This window comes from Erwinia sp. MYb375 (assembly GCF_037479175.1).
Classification (GTDB): domain Bacteria; phylum Pseudomonadota; class Gammaproteobacteria; order Enterobacterales; family Enterobacteriaceae; genus Erwinia; species Erwinia rhapontici.
Genome location: NZ_JBBGZS010000011.1, coordinates 401,167 through 423,504, shown reverse-complemented (window position 1 = coordinate 423,504; position 22,338 = coordinate 401,167). Strand labels below are relative to the sequence as shown.

The window sequence follows — 22,338 nt, the reverse complement described above, 5'->3', positions numbered from 1 at the left end:
CTCACAAAAGCTCCGGCTTTAGTTTACTTAAATGACAGCCAGACTCATCTCGGGTATTCCGTTGTGAAGTGCCGCAATACTAATCCGATCTCTCATCAAGTCACTGTCCATTTTTGTTGTTAATTTAAAAACCTTAAAAAACATACAGTTAAATATATTATTAACATTGTGATAGCATTTTTATGTGAACCGCTATATTCAACAAAAACTAAACACATGTAAAACAAGGTGTTTATTATCCTGCTATCGAATCCATAGGGAAAAACACAAAGCAAAATATCTTAGTTGGTTGACACAACCACCTATGGCAAATAAGATAATTCTTACCAACTTTAAAATAAGAAAATAAGATATTTACGTATGCCTTTTGTTAGTAGGAAGAAGTTAGCGCTGGAAATTAAGCTAAAAAGTATGTCCAGGGAATTCAGGGAGAGGAGTAAGATTGATGATGCTATTCAATGCCACTATGATCTTTTACTTAAACAGTACTTAACTAATCCGCTCTATTTCAAGACTCTGTTCAAGGCAAACAGATTTATTGTTGGCTCTGCCATATTAGGTATCTACTACACTCGCTCCGGCAGTACGTTTAAAGACATTAAAAGATTTTGTATTGGAAATGATCTGTTCAGCAGTAATTCGCTGGATTCTTTTTTGCTTTTTTTACGCGTGGGGGGAAGACTGGAGGTTTATCGCGATGCAAAAGATAAACGTAAGCTCAACTATAAACCGACAGCGAAAGCACTGGCAGAAACCCGGCGCATGATTAACACGATGCTGCTTCCTTGTGCCATGTTATCAGATGATTTTGATCTTAATTTTTATCAGAAACATCCAAATTTTGTGCCGGAATTCTTCCGCACTTACTCAGAGATCACCCTGAATCGGTTATTTCTGCATGATTTGGTGCCAGGCAGCGGCGAGTTTTTGAGCCGCGATGGCGGTCATATGATTATGTTTAATATCTATCTGGAGAGCATCAAACAGAAATCACCGATCATTCATTACAATATTCTCAAGGCGGCTTTTTTCTGTGGCGTCTCAAGGTCACATATTCGGCGCTGCCTGCAGGCAGCAGAGCAGGTCAATCTGCTGAAGATACAGGACGAGTCACAACAGCTGGCACTTTCTCAGGAATTCATTGATATGGTAAAAGATTATTTTTGTATTTATCTGGCGACTGTTGCACACGGGCTTTCAGGGATGCGATAAAACAAAAAACCCCGCGCTGTTGCCAGCACGGGGTCAGAATGGATGGTGGAAGCGTAGAGATTCGAACTCTAGAACGGTTTCCCGTCGCCGGTTTTCAAGACCGGTGCCTTCAGCCACTCGGCCACGCTTCCACACGGTTATCAGCTTTGCTTAAGAAGAGTCTCGCTAACTGATGGAGCGCAGTATAGGGAATGTTTTTCACTTTGCCAACATTATTTTTCGCTACTTTGTTGATTTTGTGAGCATTTGTGATTGCTTGCTGTAAATTTCAGCAAAGGATGGCAAAACGGAGATAAAAGACGCAGTAGCACATCACCCGTTTTTTTATTTTGCGCATAGCAAAACGGGCCAGCTTACGCTGGCCCGTTGGATTTGATGGTGGAAGCGTAGAGATTCGAACTCTAGAACGGTTTCCCGTCGCCGGTTTTCAAGACCGGTGCCTTCAGCCACTCGGCCACGCTTCCACAATGGGGCGCACTATAAACATCCCTGTTCTGCTTGTAAAGTGAGTTTTGTATCAACCGCGTAAAAAAAAGCCTCAAACGGTTTGATTGCCGCTAATATCACCATCTTGTTTAAAGAATCAGCGGATTAGCGCGTAAAGAAGGGTAAAACGCCTTCCCCCACCGGCTTCTGCTCCTTATTCTGCATGATAGTTTGAGTCTTACTTTCGTGACCCTAAGAGGTGGTTTATGGATCGCATTGTTTCTTCCACGCGCGACAGCTCGTTACTGAGCACACACACAGTCCTGCGTAATACCTATTTTCTGCTCGGCCTGACCTTAGCGTTCTCGGCGGTGACTGCCACGCTGAGTACTGTTTACGCGCTGCCGGCACCCGGTTTAATCCTGATGCTGGTCGGCTTCTATGGCTTGATGTTCCTGACCCATCGCCTGGCTAACAGCCCGGCAGGTATTTTGGCAGCCTTTGCCTTTACCGGTTTCCTGGGTTATTGCCTGGGCCCAATCCTGAACAGCTTCCTGTCTGCGGGAATGGGTGATGTGATCGGGCTGGCATTAGGGGGCACAGCATTAGTCTTCTTCTGCTGTTCAGCCTATGTGCTGACCACCCGTAAGGACATGTCTTTCCTCTCCGGGATGCTGATGGCAGGGTTTGTTGTACTGTTGATTGCCGTCGTGGCCAATATCTTCCTTAACATCCCTGCCCTGCATATGGCGATCAGCGTGCTGTTTGTGCTGTTCTCTACCGGGGCCATTCTGTGGGAAACCAGCAACATCATTCACGGTGGCGAAACCAACTATATCCGCGCTACCGTCAGTCTGTACGTTTCTATCTACAACATCTTTGTCAGCCTGCTGAGTCTGCTGGGTATGTCACGCAGCAACTAAGTCATACGAACAATGTTAATAAAGCCCCGCACTGCGGGGCTTTATTTTTGCTGAGGCAAAAGTTTGGTAAACTGACCGCCGATTTTTAGTGTGAGGCAATGACAGTGCAGTTTGACGGGAAAGAGATTGAACGTGATGCGCAGGGATATTTGAAATCTACTGCCGCGTGGAGCGAAGGGCTGGCCCCGCTGTTAGCCGCAGAGGAAGGGATTGAATTAAGTGACGCCCACTGGGAAGTGGTGCACTTTGTGCGTGCCTTCTATCTGGAATTCAATACTTCACCCGCGGTGAGAATGCTGGTGAAAGCGATGGCACAAAAGTACGGTGAAGAGAAAGGTAACAGCCGCTATCTGTTCCGGCTGTTCCCAAAAGGCCCTGCAAAGCAGGCAACAAAAATTGCCGGACTACCAAAACCTGCCAAGTGCCTGTAAACATTAAATCGTGCTAAATCCGTGCGGAAGGTGTGCGGGATGGTGTGGCTCCGCCAGCACTTTCTCCACGCGGGCGCTGCGTGGCCCACCTGCTTTTAGCCACGCCAGCAGCGCCTCAACCTGCTGCGCCTCACCGCAGGCCAGCACTTCAACACTACCGTCATCCAGATTTTTGGCATACCCCTTCACCCCGAGCCCTTTTGCTTCCCGCTGAGTGCTGTAACGAAACCCAACGCCCTGAACACTACCGTGGACCCATACGCGGATGCAGATGATTGCCATTTTTTCTCCTCTGACCAACACCGATTGCTTTTTCGCGGTCGGCACCGGACAATATCGACTGATTCTCTGAGTGTAAGCATAGCAAAATATGACTGTTCGTTTGATTCTTGCCAAAGGACGTGAAAAGTCCTTACTTCGTCGCCATCCGTGGGTTTTCTCCGGGGCGGTTGCCCGTATGGAAGGCAAAGCCCAGTCGGGTGAAACTATTGATGTCTGTGACAGCCAGGGGAAATGGCTGGCACGTGCCGCCTGGTCACCAGAGTCGCAGATCCGTGCCCGCGTGTGGAGCTGGCAGCAGGATGAGTCGATTGACATCGATTTCTTCGTACGCCGTTTACAGGCCGCGCAGCAGCTGCGTGACTGGCTGGCGCAGCGCGATAATCTTGACAGTTACCGACTGATTGCCGGTGAGTCTGATGGCTTACCCGGTATCACCATCGACCGCTTCGGCAACTTCCTGGTGCTGCAACTGCTCTCTGCCGGTGCTGAGTATCAGCGTGCCCCGCTGATTACCGCTCTGCAGACCTGCTACCCGGATTGTGCCATCTATGACCGCTCTGATGTCAGCGTGCGCAAAAAAGAGGGTCTTGAACTGACCCAGGGCGTAGTGCTGGGTGATACTCCGCCGGAGTTGCTGCCGATTACAGAACACGGTATGAAACTGCTGGTCGACATTCAGACTGGACATAAAACCGGTTACTACCTTGATCAGCGCGACAGCCGCCTGGCAACCCGCCGCTACGCGGAAGGCCGTCGTGTGCTTAACTGCTTCTCCTATACTGGTGGGTTTGCGGTATCGGCGCTGATGGGTAATTGCTCTGAAGTGATCAGTGTGGATACCTCACAGGCTGCACTGGATGTGGCCCGCCAGAACGTGGAGCTGAACGGACTGGATGTGAGTAAAGCGAAGTTCCTGCGTGACGATGTCTTTAAATTGCTGCGCCGGTATCGCGAGGAAGGCGAGAAGTTCGATCTGATCATCATGGATCCGCCGAAATTTGTTGAGAACAAAAATCAACTGATGGGTGCCTGTCGTGGTTACAAAGACATCAATATGCTGGCAATGCAGTTGCTGAACCCGGGCGGGATGCTGATGACCTTCTCCTGCTCAGGCCTGATGGCGACTGACCTGTTCCAGAAAATCATTGCCGATGCAGCCCTTGATGCACAGCGTGATGTTCAATTTATTGAGCAGTTCCGTCAGGCTGCCGATCACCCGGTGATCGCCAGCTATCCGGAAGGAATGTATCTGAAAGGGTTTGCCTGCCGCGTGTTGTAACTTGAAAATGCTGTCCTTGCCTCCATATATAGAGATAAGGGCAACTTTTCTCAGGAGGTTACGATGATTGCCAGCAAATATGGTATCGGACAACAGGTACGCCACCAGCTACTCGGTTTTCTCGGGGTTATTGTTGATGTCGACCCGGAATACTCTTTAACCGAGCCTGCCATTGACGAGGTTGATGGCGCCGAAACGCTTCGCTCCTCACCCTGGTATCACGTGGTGATGGAAGATGATGACGGTCAGCGAGTGCAAACCTACCTCGCAGAAGCGCAAATCGCATGGGAATTACCTGGTGAGCATCCTGAGCAGCCATCTCTTGATGAACTGGCTGCCTCAATCCGCCAGCAGCTCCAGGCTCCCAGCCTCAGACATTAAAAAAACCCCGTTAATACGGGGTTTCTTCGCTATTTTTCCAGCCCCAGGCGGGGGATTTCAATTTTCGGGCAGCGGTCCATGATGACCTTCAATCCGGCTTCTCCAGCCAGAACGGCGGCCTGTTCATTAATCACGCCAATCTGGAACCACAGCGATTTTGCACCAATAGCAATCGCCTCCTGCGCCACACCCCACGCTGCCTCGGCATTGCGAAAGACATCGACCATATCAATGCTGTGAGGAATATCACTCAGTTCAGCGTAAACAGTTTGCCCCAGCAAAGTACCGCCTGCCAGCTTCGGGCTAACCGGGATGACCTGATACCCTTGTGACAACAGGTAAGCCATCACACCGTAACTTGGCCGCCCGGGTTTATCACTGGCGCCGACCAGTGCAATCGTTTTTGTCGATGTCAGAACATCAGCGATGGTTTTATCACTCATTGTTGCCTCCATTTGCCTTACTGGCTCTATTACCGCTAAGTGTGGCTTATTCACCACATTAAAAAATGCAACTCATGCGATTCTCGATTTATAGCACGATTAAGTATTTTTAAATGTTAATATGATGCCATACTGAAAGACTTTGACACATTCTTACCCCCTATATCCTTTACCCTGCTGGAGAGACAATGAAGCTGTGTATGGTTATCGCCGGACTGATAGCGATGCTGGTTGCCGCAACCGCGCAGGCAACAACGCTGAAGCTTTCAGCCGATATTGACCTGCTGGTACTGGATGGACACAAGATTTCGGGGTCATTGCTCAAAGGCGCGGAAGGTCTGGAACTGGAGCGTGGGGAACACCAATTGCTCTTTCGTGTAGAAAGAATGGTCACCCGCAACGCACAGACGCCGGTCAACTGGGTTTCAGCTCCTCAGATTGTCAAATTTACTGCCAGCACTCAGTCAGTGGTGATTCAGTTACCCGCACTGCAAACGTTGCATGACGGAAAGCACTTCGACAAAAACCCGCAGTTTACGCTAGTCAATGAACACGGTGTAGAGATTAACAGCCAGCGGGATGCGCTTCGTTTGCAGACGCAGGACGATCTCGAACAGGCAATGGTACAGTATAACCTCGATAACAAAGTGGCTTCGGTGCCACGCTTTGCCCAGCCAATGCGCCGTACCTCTCAGTCGGCTTCTGTTCTTCCCGACCCCTCAATAAGCCAGCATCCGGCCGAGCGCATGCTGCGTCTCTGGTACTTGCAGGTCGATTCCGCCACCCGTCAGCGCTTTGTTATGTTGATGAAGGCCCTGCATACCAGTTGATATCGGCAGATACCCGGCGCTACACTCAGTCCTCTGTTTACTTATTCCTCTTGCTCTACCCAACCAGGATACTGAATGGATCAGACAACCCGCACTCTACAGCCACAGAAACATATCGCGCTGGTGGCCCACGACCACTGTAAGAACGCTTTAATGCAGTGGGTGGATATCCACAAAGAGCAGTTGCAGCACCATACGCTTTACGCCACCGGAACAACCGGCAATCTGGTACAACGCGCCACCGGATTACCGGTGACGGCGATGCTGAGTGGCCCGATGGGCGGCGATCAGCAGGTCGGTGCGCTGATTTCGGAGGGGAAAATTGATGTGCTGATTTTCTTTTGGGACCCACTGAATGCGGTACCGCATGATCCCGATGTGAAAGCGCTGCTGCGCCTGGCCACCGTGTGGAATATTCCCGTTGCAACGAACCGAGCCACCGCAGATTTTATTATTCAGTCACCGTTGTTCGCCCGGCAGGTTGAAATCCAGATCCCGGATTATGAACGTTATCTGCAACAGCGCCTGAAGTAGCTCAGCCGCTGGCTGTCAGGGTTTACGTAGTATTGGTACGCCCTGACGGCTGAACTCGGCAACAAACACCGATGGATGATTACGATCATACAGCAGCCACACCTGCTGCTTCGCTCGTGTAATGGCAACATACGCAAGCCTGCGCTCCTCGGCGTCCGGAAAGTCTTCCGGGGCAGGTAACAGCGCATCTTCCATCACTGATTCTCTGGCTGCCGCCGGGAAGCCCTCATCACCTTCTGCCAGCCCCAGCAGAATGACATAATCTGCCTGCTGTCCTTTACTGGCATGAATAGTCATAAAATCAATATTGAGCTTAGGCCAGCGCGTTGCGGCTTTATCCAGTATTTCCGGGCGCAGATGGTGATAACGTGCCAGCACCAGAATTCTCTCGTCAACGGCAGCATAGCCACTCAGTTTATTCATCAGCGCTTCCAGTTGCTCTTCAGGCAACAGAGAGATGGCTTTTTTATGGCCTTTACTCAGGCTGTTGAGCGGTTTTTTTAACTGATGAGGGTTGCTCTGAACAAAGGTATTCGCGATTTCACCAATACGCTGATTAAAACGGTAGGTGGTATCCAGCACACAACGGTCGCCCTCACCAAAATGGTGATGGAAGGCCGTTGTTAAGCTCATTTCAGCGCCGCTGAAGCGATAGATAGCCTGCCAGTCATCCCCCACCGCAAACAGTGTGGTCTGTTTATTCTGACGGCGCAGTGCTGCCAGCAAAGCCGCACGCTGCGGAGAGATGTCCTGAAACTCATCGACGAGAATATGTTTCCAGGGGCTGATAAAGCGCCCTTTATCAAGAATATTCACCGCTTGATGAATCAGCCCGGCGAAATCAACTGCCCCCTCTTCTTTCAGCGCACTCTTCCACGCTTTCATCATCGGTGCCATTAATTTGACCCGTTTGCTGAACAGATCGCGGACTTCATCAGGTGCACTCTCGATCATCGCAGCCTGTACTCCGCCGTGCATACGCATCAGTCCAAGCCAACGCTCAAGCCGGCTGGCAAGGCGCCGCGCCAGGCGATCGTCCTGCCAGAAACTGCCTTCTTCCAGTTCCCACTCCAGCTCCTCTGTCAGCCACTGCCGCCAGCCGTTCGCATGCGCTTTTTTCTCATTACACTGCTGTCGCCAGATCTCAATCAGTAGCGCCTGACGCGCACCATGATCGGTTTCCAGTTTGCTGATCGTGGGGGCTTTATTACTGCCCTGCTGAATAATGTGTAAGGCCAGAGAATGGAAGGTTCGCGCCTGAATGTCTTCGGTGTGCAAACGTTCCTGGATACGTTCGTTCATTTCTTTGGCCGCCTGGCGACCAAACGCCAGCAATAGAATCTGCGAGGCACTGGCCTGCCGACGCATCATCAACCAACCTGCCCGCGCCACCAGCACGGATGTTTTACCACTGCCTGCCCCCGCCAGAACCAGCACCGCGTCCTCACCGTTAACAACGGAGCGTGCCTGGGAGAGATTAAGCGGTGACGTTTCCACCTGGTTAAAGAAATCCGCATGCTGTTCCAGCATACGGTTGGTCCATTCATTGTTGCGCTGAACTCGGCGTGCATCGCTGTTATGGAGCCACTGCTGGCAGTAAAGGTAGGGTGCGCGACAATTATCAAATTCCCCCAATCGTTCTGCGGGCAACGGCACGGCGTCAAACGCTTTACGGATCGCCAGTTGCCAGGCACTGATATCGCTGCGGCGCAGCCATTTGTCCTGTTGTTCCGCCTCATAAATTTGCTGCTGCTGTGCTAACAGGACGCTGGCTGACACATCGCTCATTTCCTTACTCCACTGCTGCCATTCCTGGTTGAGATAGTGGAAAAAGCGCTGTGTTTCACTCCATTCGGTGCCGTGAAGGCGCACAACTTTTTCGTCAGGCAGCGTAAACTCCAGCTCACCCCAAACCAGCCCACGCTTGCACTTGATTGCCAGTAGCTGATTGAACGGGATCAAATACTCATGCTTTTCACCGCTAACTTCTACACCTGCGGTCAGAAGACGCACCCGGTTATAAGGATGCTGTGCCAGATGTTTACCCAACGCTGTTGCTTTCAGTTCCATTCCGGTGACCCTGGCTGCGGTTATTTTCATCATCAGATAGTTTAACTGGCTGACGTGTACCTCTCCAGCGCTAAAACACGTTACAATCAAGGTATTGTCGGTTAATCACCGTTATCTTCTGAAGGGAAACTCGTTTATGCGCACCGTATTAAATGTTCTGAATTTTGTGCTGGGTGGATTCCTGACCACATTCTCCTGGCTGGTGGCCACGGTGGTGAGCATTATTTTTATCTTTACCCTGCCACTCACCCGTTCCTGCTGGGAGATAACCAAACTGTCTTTCCTCCCTTATGGTAATGAAGCAGTGCATGTTGATGAGCTGAATCCATCAGGTAAAAATGCGCTTCTGAATTCTGGCGGCACCCTGCTCAATATTTTCTGGCTGGTATTTTTTGGCTGGTGGTTGTGCGTGATGCATATCATGGCAGGCATCGCACAGTGTGTGACGATTATTGGCATTCCCGTTGGCATCGCTAATTTTAAAATCGCTGCGATTGCACTGTGGCCAGTAGGCCGCCGCGTGGTTTCCGTTGAGGTTGCTCAGGCCGCTCGTGAAGCCAATGCGCGTGCGCGTTTCCGCTAAGTTACGACAATGAATAAGATCATGATCGGCAATGTGCGCCGCTACGCGTTCAACAGCACCTGGCTGTACACTATCCGCATCACGCTGGCACTGGCAGGAACCACTGCCGTGCCCTGGTGGTTGCATCAGATTACCTGGACGATCCCGCTAACGCTGGGAGTGGTGGCCGCTGCACTGGCGGATCTTGACGATCGTCTTGCCGGGCGATTACGTAACCTGCTGATCACGCTGGTCTGTTTTTGTATTGCTTCCGTTTCTGTCGAATTGCTCTTCCCGCATCCGTGGCTATTTGTTGCCGGGTTAGCCCTGTCCAGCTGGGGCTTCATTTTGCTCGGCGCACTGGGGCCTCGTTACGCAACAATCGCCTTTGGCGCGCTACTGATCGCCATTTATACCATGCTGGGCATTCATTTATTTCCGCAATGGTATCTGCAACCGGCGCTGCTACTGCTGGGTGCCGTGTGGTACAACCTTCTGACCTTATCCGGACATCTGCTGTTCCCTATACGGCCGTTGCAGGAAAATATATCTCGCTGCTTTGCCCAACTGGCGCGCTATCTGGAAGCCAAAGCCAACCTGTTTGATCCCGATATTGAAGGGGATGATCACCAAACGCTGGTCGACGTGGCAATGGAGAACAGTCAACTGGTCCAACTGCTTAATCAGGCCAAAGCATCGATTCAGTCACGACTGCGCGGCGACCGTGGTCAGCGTGGCACCCGCCGGACGCTTCATTACTATTTCGTTGCTCAGGATATCCACGAACGAGCCAGCTCTTCCCATGTGCAGTATCACGCACTGCGTAAAGCCTGGGGTTCGAGCGATATTCTGTTCCGCTTTCAGCGTCTTTTATCTTTACAAGCACAAGCCTGCCGGCGACTCTCGCGCTCAATCTTACTGCGTGAGCCTTATCAGCATGATGCGCGCTTCGAACGAGTCTTTATAAACCTGCACGCTGCGCTGCATCGCCTTGAAACCGCAGAACCTGAGAGCACGGAGGTCAAAGCCATGGCCTACCTGCTGAACAACCTTAAAGCGATTGATGCCCAGCTGGCGACTATTGAATCAGAGCAAGTGCTGACAGAGGGCGATGCCCCGCATGACCAGACGCTATCCAGCGAGGGGTTGACTGGCTGGAGCGATATTCGTCTTCGCCTGAGCCGCCATCTCAGCCCGGAGTCTCCGCTGTTTCGTCATGCAGTCCGCATGTCGCTGCTGCTGTGCGTTGGCTATGGCATTATTCAGGCTACCGGGGTGCAACACGGTTACTGGATATTGCTGACCAGTTTGTTTGTCTGCCAACCCAATTACAGTGCAACGCGTCGTCGCCTGGCATTACGCATTATCGGTACAATGGCCGGGATTGTACTGGGTCTGCCGCTACTGTGGCTGGTTCCTTCCGTTGAAGGGCAATTGATGCTGATTGTGGTTACGGGTGTGCTGTTCTTCGCATTCCGCAACGTTCAGTATGCGCATGCCACCATGTTCATTACTTTGCTGGTGCTACTGTGCTTCAACCTGTTGGGGGAAGGATTTGAAGTGGCGATACCGCGTATTGTTGATACGCTGGTTGGCTGTGGTATTGCCTGGCTGGCGGTGACATTTATCTGGCCTGACTGGCGTTTTCGCCGGCTTCCTGCCGTTGCTGAACGCACCCTGAATGCGAACTGCCGCTATCTCGATGCTATTCTGGTGCAATATCACCAGGGTAAAGATAACCGGCTGGATTATCGCATTGCCCGCCGTGATGCCCATAACGGTGATGCAGAGCTGGCATCCGTTGTTTCTAATCTTTCGGTAGAAAATAAATCTGATCTGGCATTGCGAGAAGCGGCTTTCCGATTGCTGTGTCTTAACCATTCATTTCTAAGCTACATTTCTGCTTTAGGCGCGCATCGTGAGAAGCTGGAAAACGATGCCATGCTGCAACTTATGGATGATGCTGTCTGTTATGTCGACGATGTACTGCAAATTGACATCGTCGATGAGGCGAAAGCACAGCGCATGATGGACAGCCTGGCGTCACGCATACAGCACAGCGAAGCCAATGCCGAAACGAAAGAACCACTGGTCTTGCAGCAGGTTGGCTTGCTGGTGGCTCTTTTGCCTGAAATTACGCGCCTTAAAAAACAAATTGCCTTACGTGGCTAGTCTTCTTCACGCCGTTTTTTACGCTCTTGCTGAGAATTGTAGTTAAACCATAGGCGCAACTCTTCTTTCATCTCTTGCGGAAGCGCAGCATAGTGACGACCGACAATGGCACCTTGCAAGGCGAAGAGTACGGTTAATCCCAGATTTTTGTTGTTAGTACGCAGCAGCAGCCAACTTCGTTTTGCACCCTGTTGAACCAGCATCTCGATAGTTGAAATACCCACTTGACGCAGTAACATTTCCATTCTGATGCCCATATTGGGCAGGTCCTTAAGACGGCGGTTATTCTGACGCTCTCTCTGCTGTTGCTTCGCTCCCTGGAGACAAAGCTGGGAAATGGCTACCAGCTGTTCACCATCAGACCACAAGGCGCCATCAACACGATAGTAATTGAGTTCTACTGGCACACCACGCTTACTAAGGCTCAGCGGTGTCATATTACGCTCAACAATATAAGATTGAACCTCTTCACAGGCGCGAATATAAAGCTCACCTTGAGCCACGACGGCAAACACCGTTTTTTCCACCGCCAGGCAATAACCACCGAACTGTGTACGGGACTGCACTTCTCCAAGCTGAGCCAGTCGTTGTTTCGCTTCTGCAATTTTACGTTTCGAACGATCCATATTATCATCCTAAATTAATTAAGAAATAACTCATAAGGTCTCGATAAAACATACTAGAAAATAGGCAATACTCATTACAGGTTCAATGACTAATTTGTATTTCACGTGTTTACATTGTAATTTTGCGAGGTGTTACGAAAAAATTCGCTCATAAAAATAGACTCAAGGTCGCTATCCTCTACTTTAGAGGGAAAATAGCATTAAGGATTACGATATCTGCACCAGGTTAAAACCTCAATAAAAAACACGTCATTAAAAATCATTGATAAATAGTTTTTCATCCAGTTTAATAAAAGAAACGCAATAAAACTGGCGAGCAAAACGCACATCCTGGCCATAACCTGGCAAGCGAGAAAATGCGGTAAAATCCCAGCCCTTCACAACCGTTCATCACAAAAAACGCCATATTCGGCCCCTATCAGTTCCCTCTGCAGCTCAACCTGGCGGGTTGCCATGGAAAATAAATATGCTGACATTCCGTTCCAACGAGGTACAAAGCCGATGTATTCCAACATTTTTTTCATGCGAATTTTTTGGTAAAGATATTAAGTTTACATCGCTGTCCCTCCAAATGACCAGAAAGCACCAAACATCTACTCTGTTATTACGGGTTAATTTTAATAAATTAGCCCGACACCATCAGGCAAAAGTAAGTATCTCTCCTTCCTTAGCGGGAAAATAGAATATAAAAATATGTCACCACAGCGATATTATCTTTTATTCCTTTCTGGTGTAATTGTTAATGGCGATACAAAGTGCGGATCATTATGATTGATAACTGATTGTCATGAACATCAAATGTTTAAAGTTTATACTGAAAAAAGAGAATGCTTAAAATGCCAGCGAGAGCGGGGAAGAAACCCGTCGGATCTGACAAAAGCCTTAATACCTTCAACCTCTATGTACTCTGACTCTCCGTAAAAGCAGCAAAGCAGCGTCTGTTTCCTCTGAGAGGATATGTGCCAGGAAGTAAGATTAAAGGTTGATCTTTGTTCACCACACCTATACTGTATATCCATACAGTAACTTAGTGAGCGAAGACATTATGCGTACTCATTTCCTGAAATCTCAGTCTGTTAGTCGTAACATGCACGCTTCCGCATCTGCATCCTCTACCTCGACTTGTACTAATGGCCTGATCAGCGAACTGATTTACAGTGAGAATCAACCTGACATGACTCAATTGCTGCTGCTGCCTTTATTGCAGCAGTTGGGGATGCAGTCTCGCTGGCAGTTATGGCTGACCCCGCAACAGAAGCTCAGCCGCGACTGGTTACAGCGCTCCGGGTTACCTCTGGATAAAGTCATGCAGTCTCCCTACTCCGGGACGATCACCACGGTAGAAGCCATGATTAAAGCGTTGCAGACCGGGAATTACAGCGTGGTTTTAGGCTGGCTGGATGAAGAGATATCAGAAGTGGATCGTCAACGCTTGCAGGAAGCGGCAAGTTCAGGGCAGGCATTAGGGTTAATTATGCGCTCAGAAAACAGCATTTACTCCTCAGCCAGACCGCTCAATGGATTAAGAATTCACTCATCTTTGTATCATTAAGTAAAAATAAGATTTTTCTCAGACTTTATCTCTGCCAGACCCTTCTTATCACGCCAATAATGTTATGACGCGGTGGGACAATGGTTTAGCTGGGTTCTCAGACCTGTTTTTGAGCAAAGAATTCACCCTCAAATGTTAAAAAATGTGTACGAAACGCTGTTTTTTTGCTGACCATCGTCACATCATACTTGTAAGTTTGCTGGTACGTTGTAGACTTTAGCTCGCCAGGGTGCTCAATAACCTCCATTTTTTGGAAGAGTCACAATCGAGTTTCTCAACCCGGCGAAGGATTAAATCAAAGAGCTAATTTAAAGCTCATTGCCTATTTGGATGATAACGAGGCGCAAAAATGAAAAAGACAGCTATCGCAATTGCAGTGGCACTGGCTGGCTTCGCTACCGTAGCGCAGGCCGCCCCTAAAGATGACACCTGGTACACCGGTGCTAAACTGGGCTGGTCTCAGTACCACGACAAAGGTTACTACGGTAACGGTTACCAAGATAACGACGGCCCATCTCATGAAAGCCAGCTCGGTGCTGGTGCATTCGTTGGCTATCAGGCGAACCCATACCTGGGCTTCGAACTGGGTTATGACTGGTTAGGCCGTATGCCTAACAAAGGCGACCAGGTTAACGGCGCATTCAAAGCACAGGGCGTTCAGCTGGCAGCTAAATTAAGCTACCCAGTTGCTGACGATCTGGACGTGTACACCCGTCTGGGCGGTATGGTATGGCGTGCAGACTCCACCCAGCAGGTTGTTGGCGGCGATCGCATCAGCGACCACGACACCGGCGTCTCCCCACTGGCAGCAGTTGGTGTTGAATACGCAGTGACCAAAAACTGGGCAACCCGTCTGGATTACCAGTGGGTTAACAACATCGGTGACGCAGGTACCGTTGGTGCGCGTCCTGATAACTCAATGCTGAGTGTTGGCGTTTCCTACCGTTTCGGTCAGGATGATGCAGTAGCACCAGTTGTTGCTCCGGCTCCAGCTCCAGCACCAGTTGTTGAAACCAAGCGTTTCACTCTGAAATCTGACGTTCTGTTCACCTTTAACAAGGCGACTCTGAAGCCAGAAGGTCAGCAGGCTCTGGATCAGCTGTACACCCAGCTGAGCAATCTGGATCCGAAAGACGGCTCTGTTGTCGTACTGGGCTACACTGACCGTATCGGTTCAGAGCAGTACAACCAGAAACTGTCTGAAAAACGCGCTCAGTCTGTTGTAGACTACCTCGTGTCTAAAGGCATCCCTGCTAACAAGATCTCTGCACGTGGCGAGGGTAAATCTAACCCTGTTACCGGCAGCACCTGTGACAGCGTGAAAGGCCGTAATGCCCTGATCGACTGCCTGGCGCCAGACCGTCGTGTAGAAATCGAAGTTAAAGGCATCAAAGACGTTGTAACTCAGCCACAGGCTTAAGTTATCTCGTTAAAAAAACCCCGCTCAGGCGGGGTTTTTTATTGGCTGAATAGATTGAACAGAGGAAGGGATAAGCCACATTGTCGATTTTATTCAGGCTTGCCCAAAATCGCTTTCAGGTCCTGCTTCAGCGATGACATCTGGCTTGCATACTGCTCTTTGCGTTCTGCATCTTCAATTAACTGCACTATCGTCTCAGACAACGTACTATTTCGACGCTGCGCAAGACCAGCCAAACGTTGCCAAACCAGATATTCCAGATCGATAGATTTCTTACGCGTGTGCTGATGTTCGGCATTGAAATGACGCTTGCGACGTGCGCGGATAGTCTGCTTCATGCGATTTTCAAGCAGCGGGTTAATATGCTGGCTGATCCATTTCAATACCTCTACTGGTCGATTTTCCATAATCAGTAGCTCATCGACAGCGGCCTGCGCTGCACTTGACTCGATATAACGCGTGATCAATTCACCTTCACGGTGCTTTTTGACCAGGTATTTCCATTTCCATCCGCTTTCAAGATTTTCCAGTTGCTGGTATTTCATCGGAATCTCATGCTGACCACATTACGAATTAAGAATAACAGCTTTTTTTCATCAGGCTGCAAAGAAAACAGGGACATCAGCGTCAATGTTAACGCAAGCGGCGCAGATGTGCATGTGCACTGTGCTTAACAGGCTGAAATATTGTATAATGCCGCTTTTAATCATCTAAGAAAAATACGATAACTTTGACCAACAACCGATTAGAGTGGCGCGCCCTACAGCCCGATACAGAACGCTTCCAGCACCTCCTCTCGCAGGCCTATGCTGCCGATACAGAGTGCTTTGCATCCGTGCAGGCACGCCTGTTTAATGGCTTGAGCCTGCTTATGCAAACCCCGGCCAAAGTACCGCTAATGCTGGTCAAAAGCCCTGAGAGCGCTGAATATCTCGCTTTATTGCAGGATATTCTTTCATCCCTTACTGTCGATGATGATGATGATGTTGCGCCCTTATTTGGTGGCCAATATGACATCACCGAACACGCGGTAAGCTGGCGCCCGGCGGAAAACGCTGTGGATAATTTCGCCAGCGAAGGGGGTGTTCATCAGGCTGAATGGATTGAAACCGAACAACTTTTTGGCTGCGTACGCATCCATCAGTCGACGATAACGCTGTCACCAGGTCTGGTACATCGTGCCAATGGCGGAGTATTGATCCTGTCAATGCGTGCCCTGATGGCGCAACCACTGCTGTGGCTGCGGCTAAAGCAGATCATGGTTAATCAGCGGTTTGACTGGTATTCCCAGGATGAAACCCGTCCTCTGCCATTAGCGATCCCCTCGATGCCAATGCAATTCCGCCTGGTTCTGGTGGGTGAACGCGATGTGCTGGCAGATTTCCAGGATATGGAACCTGAACTGGCTGGGCTATCGCTGTACAGCGAGTTCGAAGACAATATTCAACTGGTGGACGAAGAGGAATTCAACCACTGGTTACAATGGGTACAAAGTGTTGCCCATAGTCTTGGCTATCCCTCCCCTGCACCTGATTTCTGGCCGGTGTTGATCCGTGAGGCTGCACGCTATACTGGCGATCAGGATACCCTTCCACTCGATCCTCAGTGGCTGTGTCGACAGTTACAGGAAGCCGCACTCTACAGCGAAGACAATCAGCTCACTGCCGAAAATCTTCAGGATGCCCTCAGCACGCGCGAATGGCGTGAAGGTTTTCTGCCTGAGCGAATTCGTGACGAGATCCTGCTTGATCAGATTCTGATTGAAACTGACGGTGAGATGATCGGTCAGATCAACGCCTTGTCAGTCATGGAATTCCCCGGCCATCCTCGCGCATTTGGTGAACCTTCACGAATTAGCTGCGTCGTTCATGTTGGCGATGGTGAGTTCACCGACGTAGAGCGCAAAGCCGAGCTTGGCGGTAATATTCATGCCAAAGGTATGATGATCATGCAGGCATGGTTGATTGCAGAGTTGGAGCTTGAGCAACAGCTGCCGTTTTCGGCCTCAATCGTTTTTGAGCAATCCTACTCTGAAGTCGATGGTGACAGTGCCTCACTGGCAGAGCTATGTGCGCTGATCAGTGCCCTCGCCTCACAGCCGCTTAATCAACAGCTGGCTGTGACAGGTTCCGTCGATCAGTTCGGTCGCGTGCAGCCTGTTGGCGGGCTGAATGAAAAAATTGAAGGCTTCTTCCACATCTGTAATCAACGCGCGTTAAGCGGAACCCAAGGGGTCATTATTCCTGCGGCCAACGTGCGTCACCTCTCGCTTCAACAGGAGGTGGTGGATGCCGTTCGTGAAGGTAAATTCCATCTGTGGGCAGTCTCCAGCGTTGATGAAGCTCTGCCGCTGTTAACTGGCGTGGAGTGGGACAAAGAGACAGGGCCGTGCCTCTTACGTTCGATTCAGGACCGTATCGCTCAGATTCTTCACCCTGAACCTCGCCATCGTCCGTGGCCGTTGCGTTGGTTAAACTGGTTTACGCCCGGCTGATCGGACTTGTCCGGCGTACACGTGTAAGCTAAACTCCCTGCTTCATTAAAATAAGGCTTATTGAAAACATGGTAGATAAACGCGAATCCTATACAAAAGAAGACCTGATTGCCTCTGGTCGCGGTGAACTGTTTGGCGCGGAAGGCCCGCCATTGCCAGCTGGCAATATGTTGATGATGGACCGCGTGGTTAAAATGACCGAAGACGGCGGTAACTACGGTAAAGGCTTCGTTGAAGCTGAGCTGGATATCAATCCTGATCTGTGGTTCTTCGGCTGCCATTTTATCGGTGACCCGGTCATGCCTGGCTGCCTCGGCCTTGATGCTATGTGGCAGCTGGTTGGTTTTTACCTCGGCTGGTTAGGCGCTGAAGGTAAAGGTCGTGCGCTGGGTGTGGGTGAAGTGAAATTTACCGGCCAGGTTCTGCCAACTGCGAAGAAAGTGTCTTACCGTATTCATTTCAAACGCGTGATCAACCGTAAACTGGTTATGGGCGTGGCAGATGGTGAAGTACTGGTCGATGGTAACGTGATTTACACCGCTACTGACCTGAAAGTGGGCCTGTTCAAAGACACCACCGCGTTCTAAGTCTCTCACTGCTTTCTGATATCCAAGATAACTCGAGTTGTATCAAGGCGGCAAAAGAAGGAATCCCGATGAGCTGACTGAAGTCAGTGATTCGGGTGACTAAAAGCAGCCACGCAGAGACAGCTTGAAGTATGAAGGATAAAAATGAAAACCTCCGCATAAGCGGAGGTTCTTCCCTTTCTCTGACAGGTGTTACGCGGTAACCGACCTGTCCTCCATGGCTTGTCGCCAACCTCCCAACCAGTGAGATCGAGCATCCAGCATTTGATACGGACACATCTCTTTTGAGCGTCCTGTAATGCCTGCGTGATAACCCCGTGATTGTGCCCGATCCAGGCGATCTCGTTTCTGTCTCTTCATGCCGCGTTTCCCTCATTTAGTCTGGTGGAATCTGGTGGAAAGATACAGTGGTTACGTTTCGCGCAACCACCCATAAGTTCTACCGCGACTTTCAGTAAAGATCAACGCGCAAATTTCACGCCAATGTCATGAATGTGTATCGGAGCCATGGTGGTTTCTCGCCACTGCTCGCTTAAAAAACACTGCTATCTGACTGAATGGCAATAAAAAAGCCTTTGATGCCACAGAAATCAGGTTCCGCAACAATCAAAGGCTTAGTACGTTAGTTAATTTTTTCTTATTGTTCGCGAATTATCGCATTAGCGACCTGCCCCGCAATCTCCTGCCATCCTTTAGCCAGCGTTCTTACTAACCCATCGTAACCATCTTCGCTTTGCGGTAGTACCAGCGTAAACGGCTGCTTTTGCAGTTTGCCATTGTGTTCAAGTATCCATTCACCACTGATCACCGCCTGTCCATCATAGCGACCATGGAAACCCGTTACGGTGACATTGAGCGTATCGTGTTGCTGTCCCAGTGGAGAAGACGAGACCAGCGCTCCCGGCAACGCCGTGCTGAGATTGGTCACCAGCGTTTGCTGCAACTGTTGATCCAGCGGGCTGGCCCACTGGTTATTCGCCGCAATCACGAATTGGACATCATTGCTCTGGTAGACCACACCATTCCCGGCAAGGTAATCCGGCACCGATACGCGTTCTATCCATACTGGCGTCGTCACGTTCCGACTTGCCACAACAGCCGTGCTGCCCGCCGTTGGTAATTGGTAGTAAGCCGTTTTGGGGGTGCTGCAAGCACTCAGTGCCAGCACAAAGGCTACGGGGATCCATTTCATCATTATTTCGCCCTCTTCGGCTGTGGGTCCTGACCGGGTTTGGCTTCGAATACCAACGCATTACTCTTGGTGTTGAGCGTTTTTAATACAGGCTGCAATTCACGCAGGACCTGATCGAGACGCTGCATATCTCCCACCATCTTATTGTAAGCCGGTGAGCCTGGCTGGAAGCCCTTCATGCTGCGATTTAGTTCACGCAGCGTGCTTTGCATATCCGCTGGTAGCTCTTTCATCGACTGGCTGGAAGTGATCTGATTAAGACTGTCGAGCGTTTTCTGCATTTCACGCAACGTACGCTGGCTCTCTTTCAACGTGCCGGTCGCTTCGTTCAGCAACGGATTCAGCGGCAGACTGTTAATCTTATCCAGAGATTCCATCAGCTTCTGCTGAATTTGCGCCAGGCCACCGCTGACCGTTGGGATCAGCTCATAGTCAGCAAACGTCGTCGGACCGCTAACAGGTTTCGCGTTGTTGTAGAAATCGAGATCGACATACAATGCGCCCGTCAACAGATTGGCAGACTTCAGTGAAGCTCGTAGACCACTTTTGATACCGTCTTTAAGATGCTGCTCAATATTGAAATCATTACCTAAGCGATTCTCGAAGCGGTCAGGTTCAATACGGATCAGAACTGGAATGCGGTAATCATTGTTAAGACGCTGGGCAAGGCCCGGCATGGTAAATGGCACCTCTGCGACCGTCCCCAGACGGATACCGCGGAACTCAACTGGCGCGCCTTTTTGCAGACCGCGAATAGAGTCGTTAAAGAACAGCAGGAAGTCTTTGTGTTCGGTATAGAGTGAATCCTGAATGCTGCGCTGGTCGTTGAACAACCGGTATTCAGCTTTGTTTTCAACCCGATCGCCGCGCTCCCAGCCTTCTGGTACATCAAAGCTGACGCCACCGCTGAACAGAGTCGTCAGCGATCCCATCTCTACACGCATTCCTGAAGCCGACATATCCACCGCTATTCCGCTGTCTTTCCAGAAGCGAACGTTGCTGGTCACCAGGCGGTCATAAGGCGCGGAGATAAACAACTGATAGGTCATCATGCGTTTATCGGCGTCAAAGGCGCTGGTTTCAACAGAACCCACGCGATAACCACGGAACAGCACCGGGTCACCCGCATTGAGTTGGCCTGCTTTTTCACTGTCGAGGGTAATGCGGATACCTTTAGCATCCAGCGGCGCCAGTGGGGGGGAATCCAGCAGCTGATATTGCGCCGCTTTCTCACCTTTGGCACCCGGCTGAAGTTCAATGTAGGCACCCGACAGCAGCGTTCCCAGCCCGGTAATGCCTTCACGACCAATAGCGGGTTTCACCACCCAAAAAGCGCTGTCTTCACGCAGCAGTTTTTCCATGCCGGAATTCAGCCGTGCTTTGATTTCCACATGGTGCAGATCATCGGTTAGCACGGCACTTTCGACCACCCCGACGTTAACGCTGCGGCTTTTAATCAGGGTTTTCCCCCCTTCAATACCTTCAGCGTTAGTCGTCATCAACGTGACTACCGGGCCCTGATGGCTGAAGTGATAAAACAAAATCCATGCGCCTATCAAGACGGTGACGATGGGGATGATCCACACCGGCGACCAGCGCTTTATCTTATCTACCGTGGCTACGCCGTGGTTATTGTCCGTCACTTGCAGGCTCCTCAGTCTTCTTTTCTTGTATCCGGTCCCAGGTGAGACGGGGATCAAACGTCATGGCGGCAAACATCGTCAGGATCACCACCAGGGCAAACAGCACCGCACCACTGGCTGGATAAATATTCATCAACTGCCCCATTCGCACCAGTGCTGATAACACAGCAATCACGAATACGTCAATCATTGACCAGCGCCCGACGAACTCAACAACCTCATATATTTTATGCATTTTATCACTGTCGTCCCGGTTGCTGTCGCGCTCGTTGGCGTGCCAGCACAACCAGCCGATGGCCATCATTTTCAGCGTTGGGACCATGATACTGGCGATAAAAATCACCAGCGCCACCGGGTAGGATCCATCACTCCACAGCAGGATCACGCCCGCCATAATGGTTGAGGTGATTTTATTACCCAGCGCCTCGGTAATCATGATCGGCATCAGATTGGCCGGGATATAGAGCAAGATTGATGTCATCAATAAAGCGAGTGTCCATTGCAGACTGTGCTTTCGTCTGACATGCCCATGAACCCCACAGCGCGGACACTCCAGCGTATCGCTGGCGAGTACCGCAGTACAACAACTGCAGGAACGCAGCCCCTGACGCAAGCCACTCACGGCGGGTAATGGCGTGAAGGGAAGCACAGGTAATGGGGCGACCCGCAGCCATAATGTACGGCGGTCAATACACTGAAACGCTCTAAGCTGTAACAGGCAGAACAGGCACCAGGGGATAAAACTGGTGCCAATGCCGATATCACCATAAGCCATAAGCTTTACAAAGCTCACCAACACACCGGCGAGAAAGATCTCCGCCATGCCCCAGGTTTTCAGCTGAAACAACACGCGTGCCAGAGTGCGTTTCAGCCCCTGTGGCAACGTAATATCATTCACTAAGAGCAGAATCACCAGCATACAGAAGGCCGGAACCCCCTGAACAAACAGCAAAAACAGCGTCGCAAGACTACTGTAGTCATCGGAAATCATCACCTGAGGTATTTTGGTCAGGGTGATTTCACTGCTGAGTCCGGCAACATGCATATTGATGAAAGGGAATAAGTTTGCCAGCAGCAGCATAAAGAGTGCTGCCAGCGCATAGGCTGTTGGCCGCGTTCGCGGCTCAACCCAGTTAGACTGAAGTGTGGTATGACAACGTGGGCAGCTTGCCTTGCTGCCCGGCCGGATATCTGGCAACTGTGTCATCAGGTCACACTGTGGGCAAAGCATCCATTGATGCGCGTGGTGCGACGAACACATACCTGACCCTCGGTAATT

Annotated in this window: 23 protein-coding genes and 2 tRNA genes; 13 read left to right on the top strand and 12 right to left on the bottom strand. The window is 50.4% G+C overall.

Translation table 11 applies throughout. From position 1 onward, the window contains the following. The first annotated feature begins 360 nt into the window (after positions 1-360). Positions 361-1,212, top strand: a complete 852-nt coding sequence (locus WH279_RS04415; protein WP_339455125.1) for a hypothetical protein — start codon at positions 361-363, stop codon at positions 1,210-1,212. Between the two features lie 43 nt (positions 1,213-1,255). On the opposite strand, the gene WH279_RS04410 is transcribed toward WH279_RS04415, so the two are convergent. Then, positions 1,256-1,343 (bottom strand) — tRNA-Ser (locus WH279_RS04410). Positions 1,344-1,588: 245 nt separating this feature from the next. Beyond that, positions 1,589-1,676, bottom strand: a tRNA-Ser gene (locus WH279_RS04405). 228 nt (positions 1,677-1,904) lie between these two features. Between WH279_RS04405 and yccA the strand changes: the two genes are divergently transcribed. After that, positions 1,905-2,561: an FtsH protease modulator YccA gene (yccA, locus tag WH279_RS04400; RefSeq protein WP_133840988.1), complete on the top strand. Its 657-nt coding sequence runs from the start codon at positions 1,905-1,907 to the stop codon at positions 2,559-2,561. Between the two features lie 104 nt (positions 2,562-2,665). Continuing rightward, a complete protein-coding gene (gene tusE, locus WH279_RS04395) occupies positions 2,666-2,992 on the top strand; it encodes a sulfurtransferase TusE (RefSeq protein ID WP_200641071.1) in 327 nt (108 codons plus the stop codon). Between the two features lie 3 nt (positions 2,993-2,995). On the opposite strand, the gene yccX is transcribed toward tusE, so the two are convergent. Further along, positions 2,996-3,274 carry an acylphosphatase gene (gene yccX, locus WH279_RS04390; RefSeq protein WP_200640642.1) on the bottom strand — a complete coding sequence of 93 codons (279 nt, stop codon included), beginning with the start codon at positions 3,272-3,274 and terminating at the stop codon, positions 2,996-2,998. Positions 3,275-3,362: 88 nt separating this feature from the next. Here yccX and rlmI point away from each other — a divergent pair, with 88 nt between their 5' ends. Both rlmI and hspQ read left to right on the top strand, forming a co-directional pair. After that, positions 3,363-4,553: a 23S rRNA (cytosine(1962)-C(5))-methyltransferase RlmI gene (gene rlmI / locus WH279_RS04385; protein WP_200640643.1), complete on the top strand. Its 1,191-nt coding sequence runs from the start codon at positions 3,363-3,365 to the stop codon at positions 4,551-4,553. Between the two features lie 63 nt (positions 4,554-4,616). Next, positions 4,617-4,934, top strand: a complete 318-nt coding sequence (gene hspQ, locus WH279_RS04380; protein ID WP_200640644.1) for a heat shock protein HspQ — start codon at positions 4,617-4,619, stop codon at positions 4,932-4,934. 29 nt (positions 4,935-4,963) lie between these two features. Here the strand turns inward: hspQ and WH279_RS04375 are convergent, their stop codons facing one another. Then, positions 4,964-5,377: a CoA-binding protein gene (locus WH279_RS04375; RefSeq protein WP_339455124.1), complete on the bottom strand. Its 414-nt coding sequence runs from the start codon at positions 5,375-5,377 to the stop codon at positions 4,964-4,966. A 188-nt stretch (positions 5,378-5,565) separates the two neighbouring features. Here WH279_RS04375 and WH279_RS04370 point away from each other — a divergent pair, with 188 nt between their 5' ends. Continuing rightward, the gene (locus WH279_RS04370; RefSeq protein WP_339455123.1) at positions 5,566-6,207 is read left to right on the top strand and encodes a YccT family protein; all 642 of its coding nucleotides are present in this window, start codon (positions 5,566-5,568) and stop codon (positions 6,205-6,207) included. 75 nt (positions 6,208-6,282) lie between these two features. Beyond that, positions 6,283-6,741 carry a methylglyoxal synthase gene (locus tag WH279_RS04365; RefSeq protein WP_200640647.1) on the top strand — a complete coding sequence of 153 codons (459 nt, stop codon included), beginning with the start codon at positions 6,283-6,285 and terminating at the stop codon, positions 6,739-6,741. Between the two features lie 15 nt (positions 6,742-6,756). On the opposite strand, the gene helD is transcribed toward WH279_RS04365, so the two are convergent. Continuing rightward, positions 6,757-8,811: a DNA helicase IV gene (gene helD, locus WH279_RS04360; protein ID WP_339455122.1), complete on the bottom strand. Its 2,055-nt coding sequence runs from the start codon at positions 8,809-8,811 to the stop codon at positions 6,757-6,759. A 136-nt stretch (positions 8,812-8,947) separates the two neighbouring features. Between helD and WH279_RS04355 the strand changes: the two genes are divergently transcribed. Next, on the top strand, positions 8,948-9,394 hold the full coding sequence (locus WH279_RS04355; RefSeq protein WP_339455121.1) for a YccF domain-containing protein: 447 nt from the start codon (positions 8,948-8,950) through the stop codon (positions 9,392-9,394). Between the two features lie 9 nt (positions 9,395-9,403). Continuing rightward, entirely contained in the window at positions 9,404-11,545 is a 2,142-nt protein-coding gene (gene yccS, locus WH279_RS04350; protein WP_339455120.1) for a YccS family putative transporter, read from the top strand. Here the strand turns inward: yccS and WH279_RS04345 are convergent. Together WH279_RS04345 and WH279_RS04340 are read right to left on the bottom strand one after the other, a co-directional pair. Further along, on the bottom strand, positions 11,542-12,171 hold the full coding sequence (locus tag WH279_RS04345; protein ID WP_339455119.1) for a TfoX/Sxy family DNA transformation protein: 630 nt from the start codon (positions 12,169-12,171) through the stop codon (positions 11,542-11,544). The two genes, yccS and WH279_RS04345, sit on opposite strands and share 4 nt — an antisense overlap. A 252-nt stretch (positions 12,172-12,423) precedes the next feature. Then, positions 12,424-12,552: a hypothetical protein gene (locus tag WH279_RS04340; protein WP_339455118.1), complete on the bottom strand. Its 129-nt coding sequence runs from the start codon at positions 12,550-12,552 to the stop codon at positions 12,424-12,426. A 664-nt stretch (positions 12,553-13,216) separates the two neighbouring features. Between WH279_RS04340 and sulA the strand changes: the two genes are divergently transcribed. Together sulA and ompA are read left to right on the top strand one after the other, a co-directional pair. Then, complete coding sequence (sulA, locus tag WH279_RS04335) at positions 13,217-13,723, top strand: SOS-induced cell division inhibitor SulA (RefSeq protein ID WP_339455117.1); 507 nt, start codon at positions 13,217-13,219, stop codon at positions 13,721-13,723. A 349-nt stretch (positions 13,724-14,072) separates the two neighbouring features. After that, positions 14,073-15,143, top strand: a complete 1,071-nt coding sequence (ompA, locus tag WH279_RS04330; RefSeq protein ID WP_200640658.1) for a porin OmpA — start codon at positions 14,073-14,075, stop codon at positions 15,141-15,143. 89 nt (positions 15,144-15,232) lie between these two features. On the opposite strand, the gene matP is transcribed toward ompA, so the two are convergent. Next, on the bottom strand, positions 15,233-15,688 hold the full coding sequence (gene matP / locus WH279_RS04325; protein ID WP_200640659.1) for a macrodomain Ter protein MatP: 456 nt from the start codon (positions 15,686-15,688) through the stop codon (positions 15,233-15,235). Between the two features lie 185 nt (positions 15,689-15,873). On the opposite strand from matP, the gene WH279_RS04320 reads away from it, so the two are divergent. Together WH279_RS04320 and fabA are read left to right on the top strand one after the other, a co-directional pair. Continuing rightward, positions 15,874-17,637 (top strand): Lon protease family protein, encoded by a 1,764-nt coding sequence (locus WH279_RS04320; RefSeq protein WP_339455116.1) that lies wholly within the window; start codon positions 15,874-15,876, stop codon positions 17,635-17,637. A 68-nt stretch (positions 17,638-17,705) separates the two neighbouring features. After that, on the top strand, positions 17,706-18,224 hold the full coding sequence (gene fabA, locus WH279_RS04315; RefSeq protein ID WP_133841003.1) for a bifunctional 3-hydroxydecanoyl-ACP dehydratase/trans-2-decenoyl-ACP isomerase: 519 nt from the start codon (positions 17,706-17,708) through the stop codon (positions 18,222-18,224). 192 nt (positions 18,225-18,416) lie between these two features. On the opposite strand, the gene rmf is transcribed toward fabA, so the two are convergent. From rmf to pqiA, 4 genes are all read right to left on the bottom strand, one after another. Next, positions 18,417-18,584 carry a ribosome modulation factor gene (gene rmf / locus WH279_RS04310; RefSeq protein ID WP_072277417.1) on the bottom strand — a complete coding sequence of 56 codons (168 nt, stop codon included), beginning with the start codon at positions 18,582-18,584 and terminating at the stop codon, positions 18,417-18,419. A gap of 277 nt (positions 18,585-18,861) precedes the next feature. Continuing rightward, positions 18,862-19,419 carry a membrane integrity-associated transporter subunit PqiC gene (gene pqiC, locus WH279_RS04305; protein ID WP_339455115.1) on the bottom strand — a complete coding sequence of 186 codons (558 nt, stop codon included), beginning with the start codon at positions 19,417-19,419 and terminating at the stop codon, positions 18,862-18,864. After that, entirely contained in the window at positions 19,419-21,059 is a 1,641-nt protein-coding gene (gene pqiB / locus WH279_RS04300; protein WP_200640665.1) for an intermembrane transport protein PqiB, read from the bottom strand. Before pqiB ends, pqiC begins: the two co-directional genes overlap by 1 nt. Next, a complete protein-coding gene (pqiA, locus tag WH279_RS04295; protein WP_339455114.1) occupies positions 21,046-22,320 on the bottom strand; it encodes a membrane integrity-associated transporter subunit PqiA in 1,275 nt (424 codons plus the stop codon). Before pqiA ends, pqiB begins: the two co-directional genes overlap by 14 nt. Between the last annotated feature and the right edge of the window lie 18 nt (positions 22,321-22,338).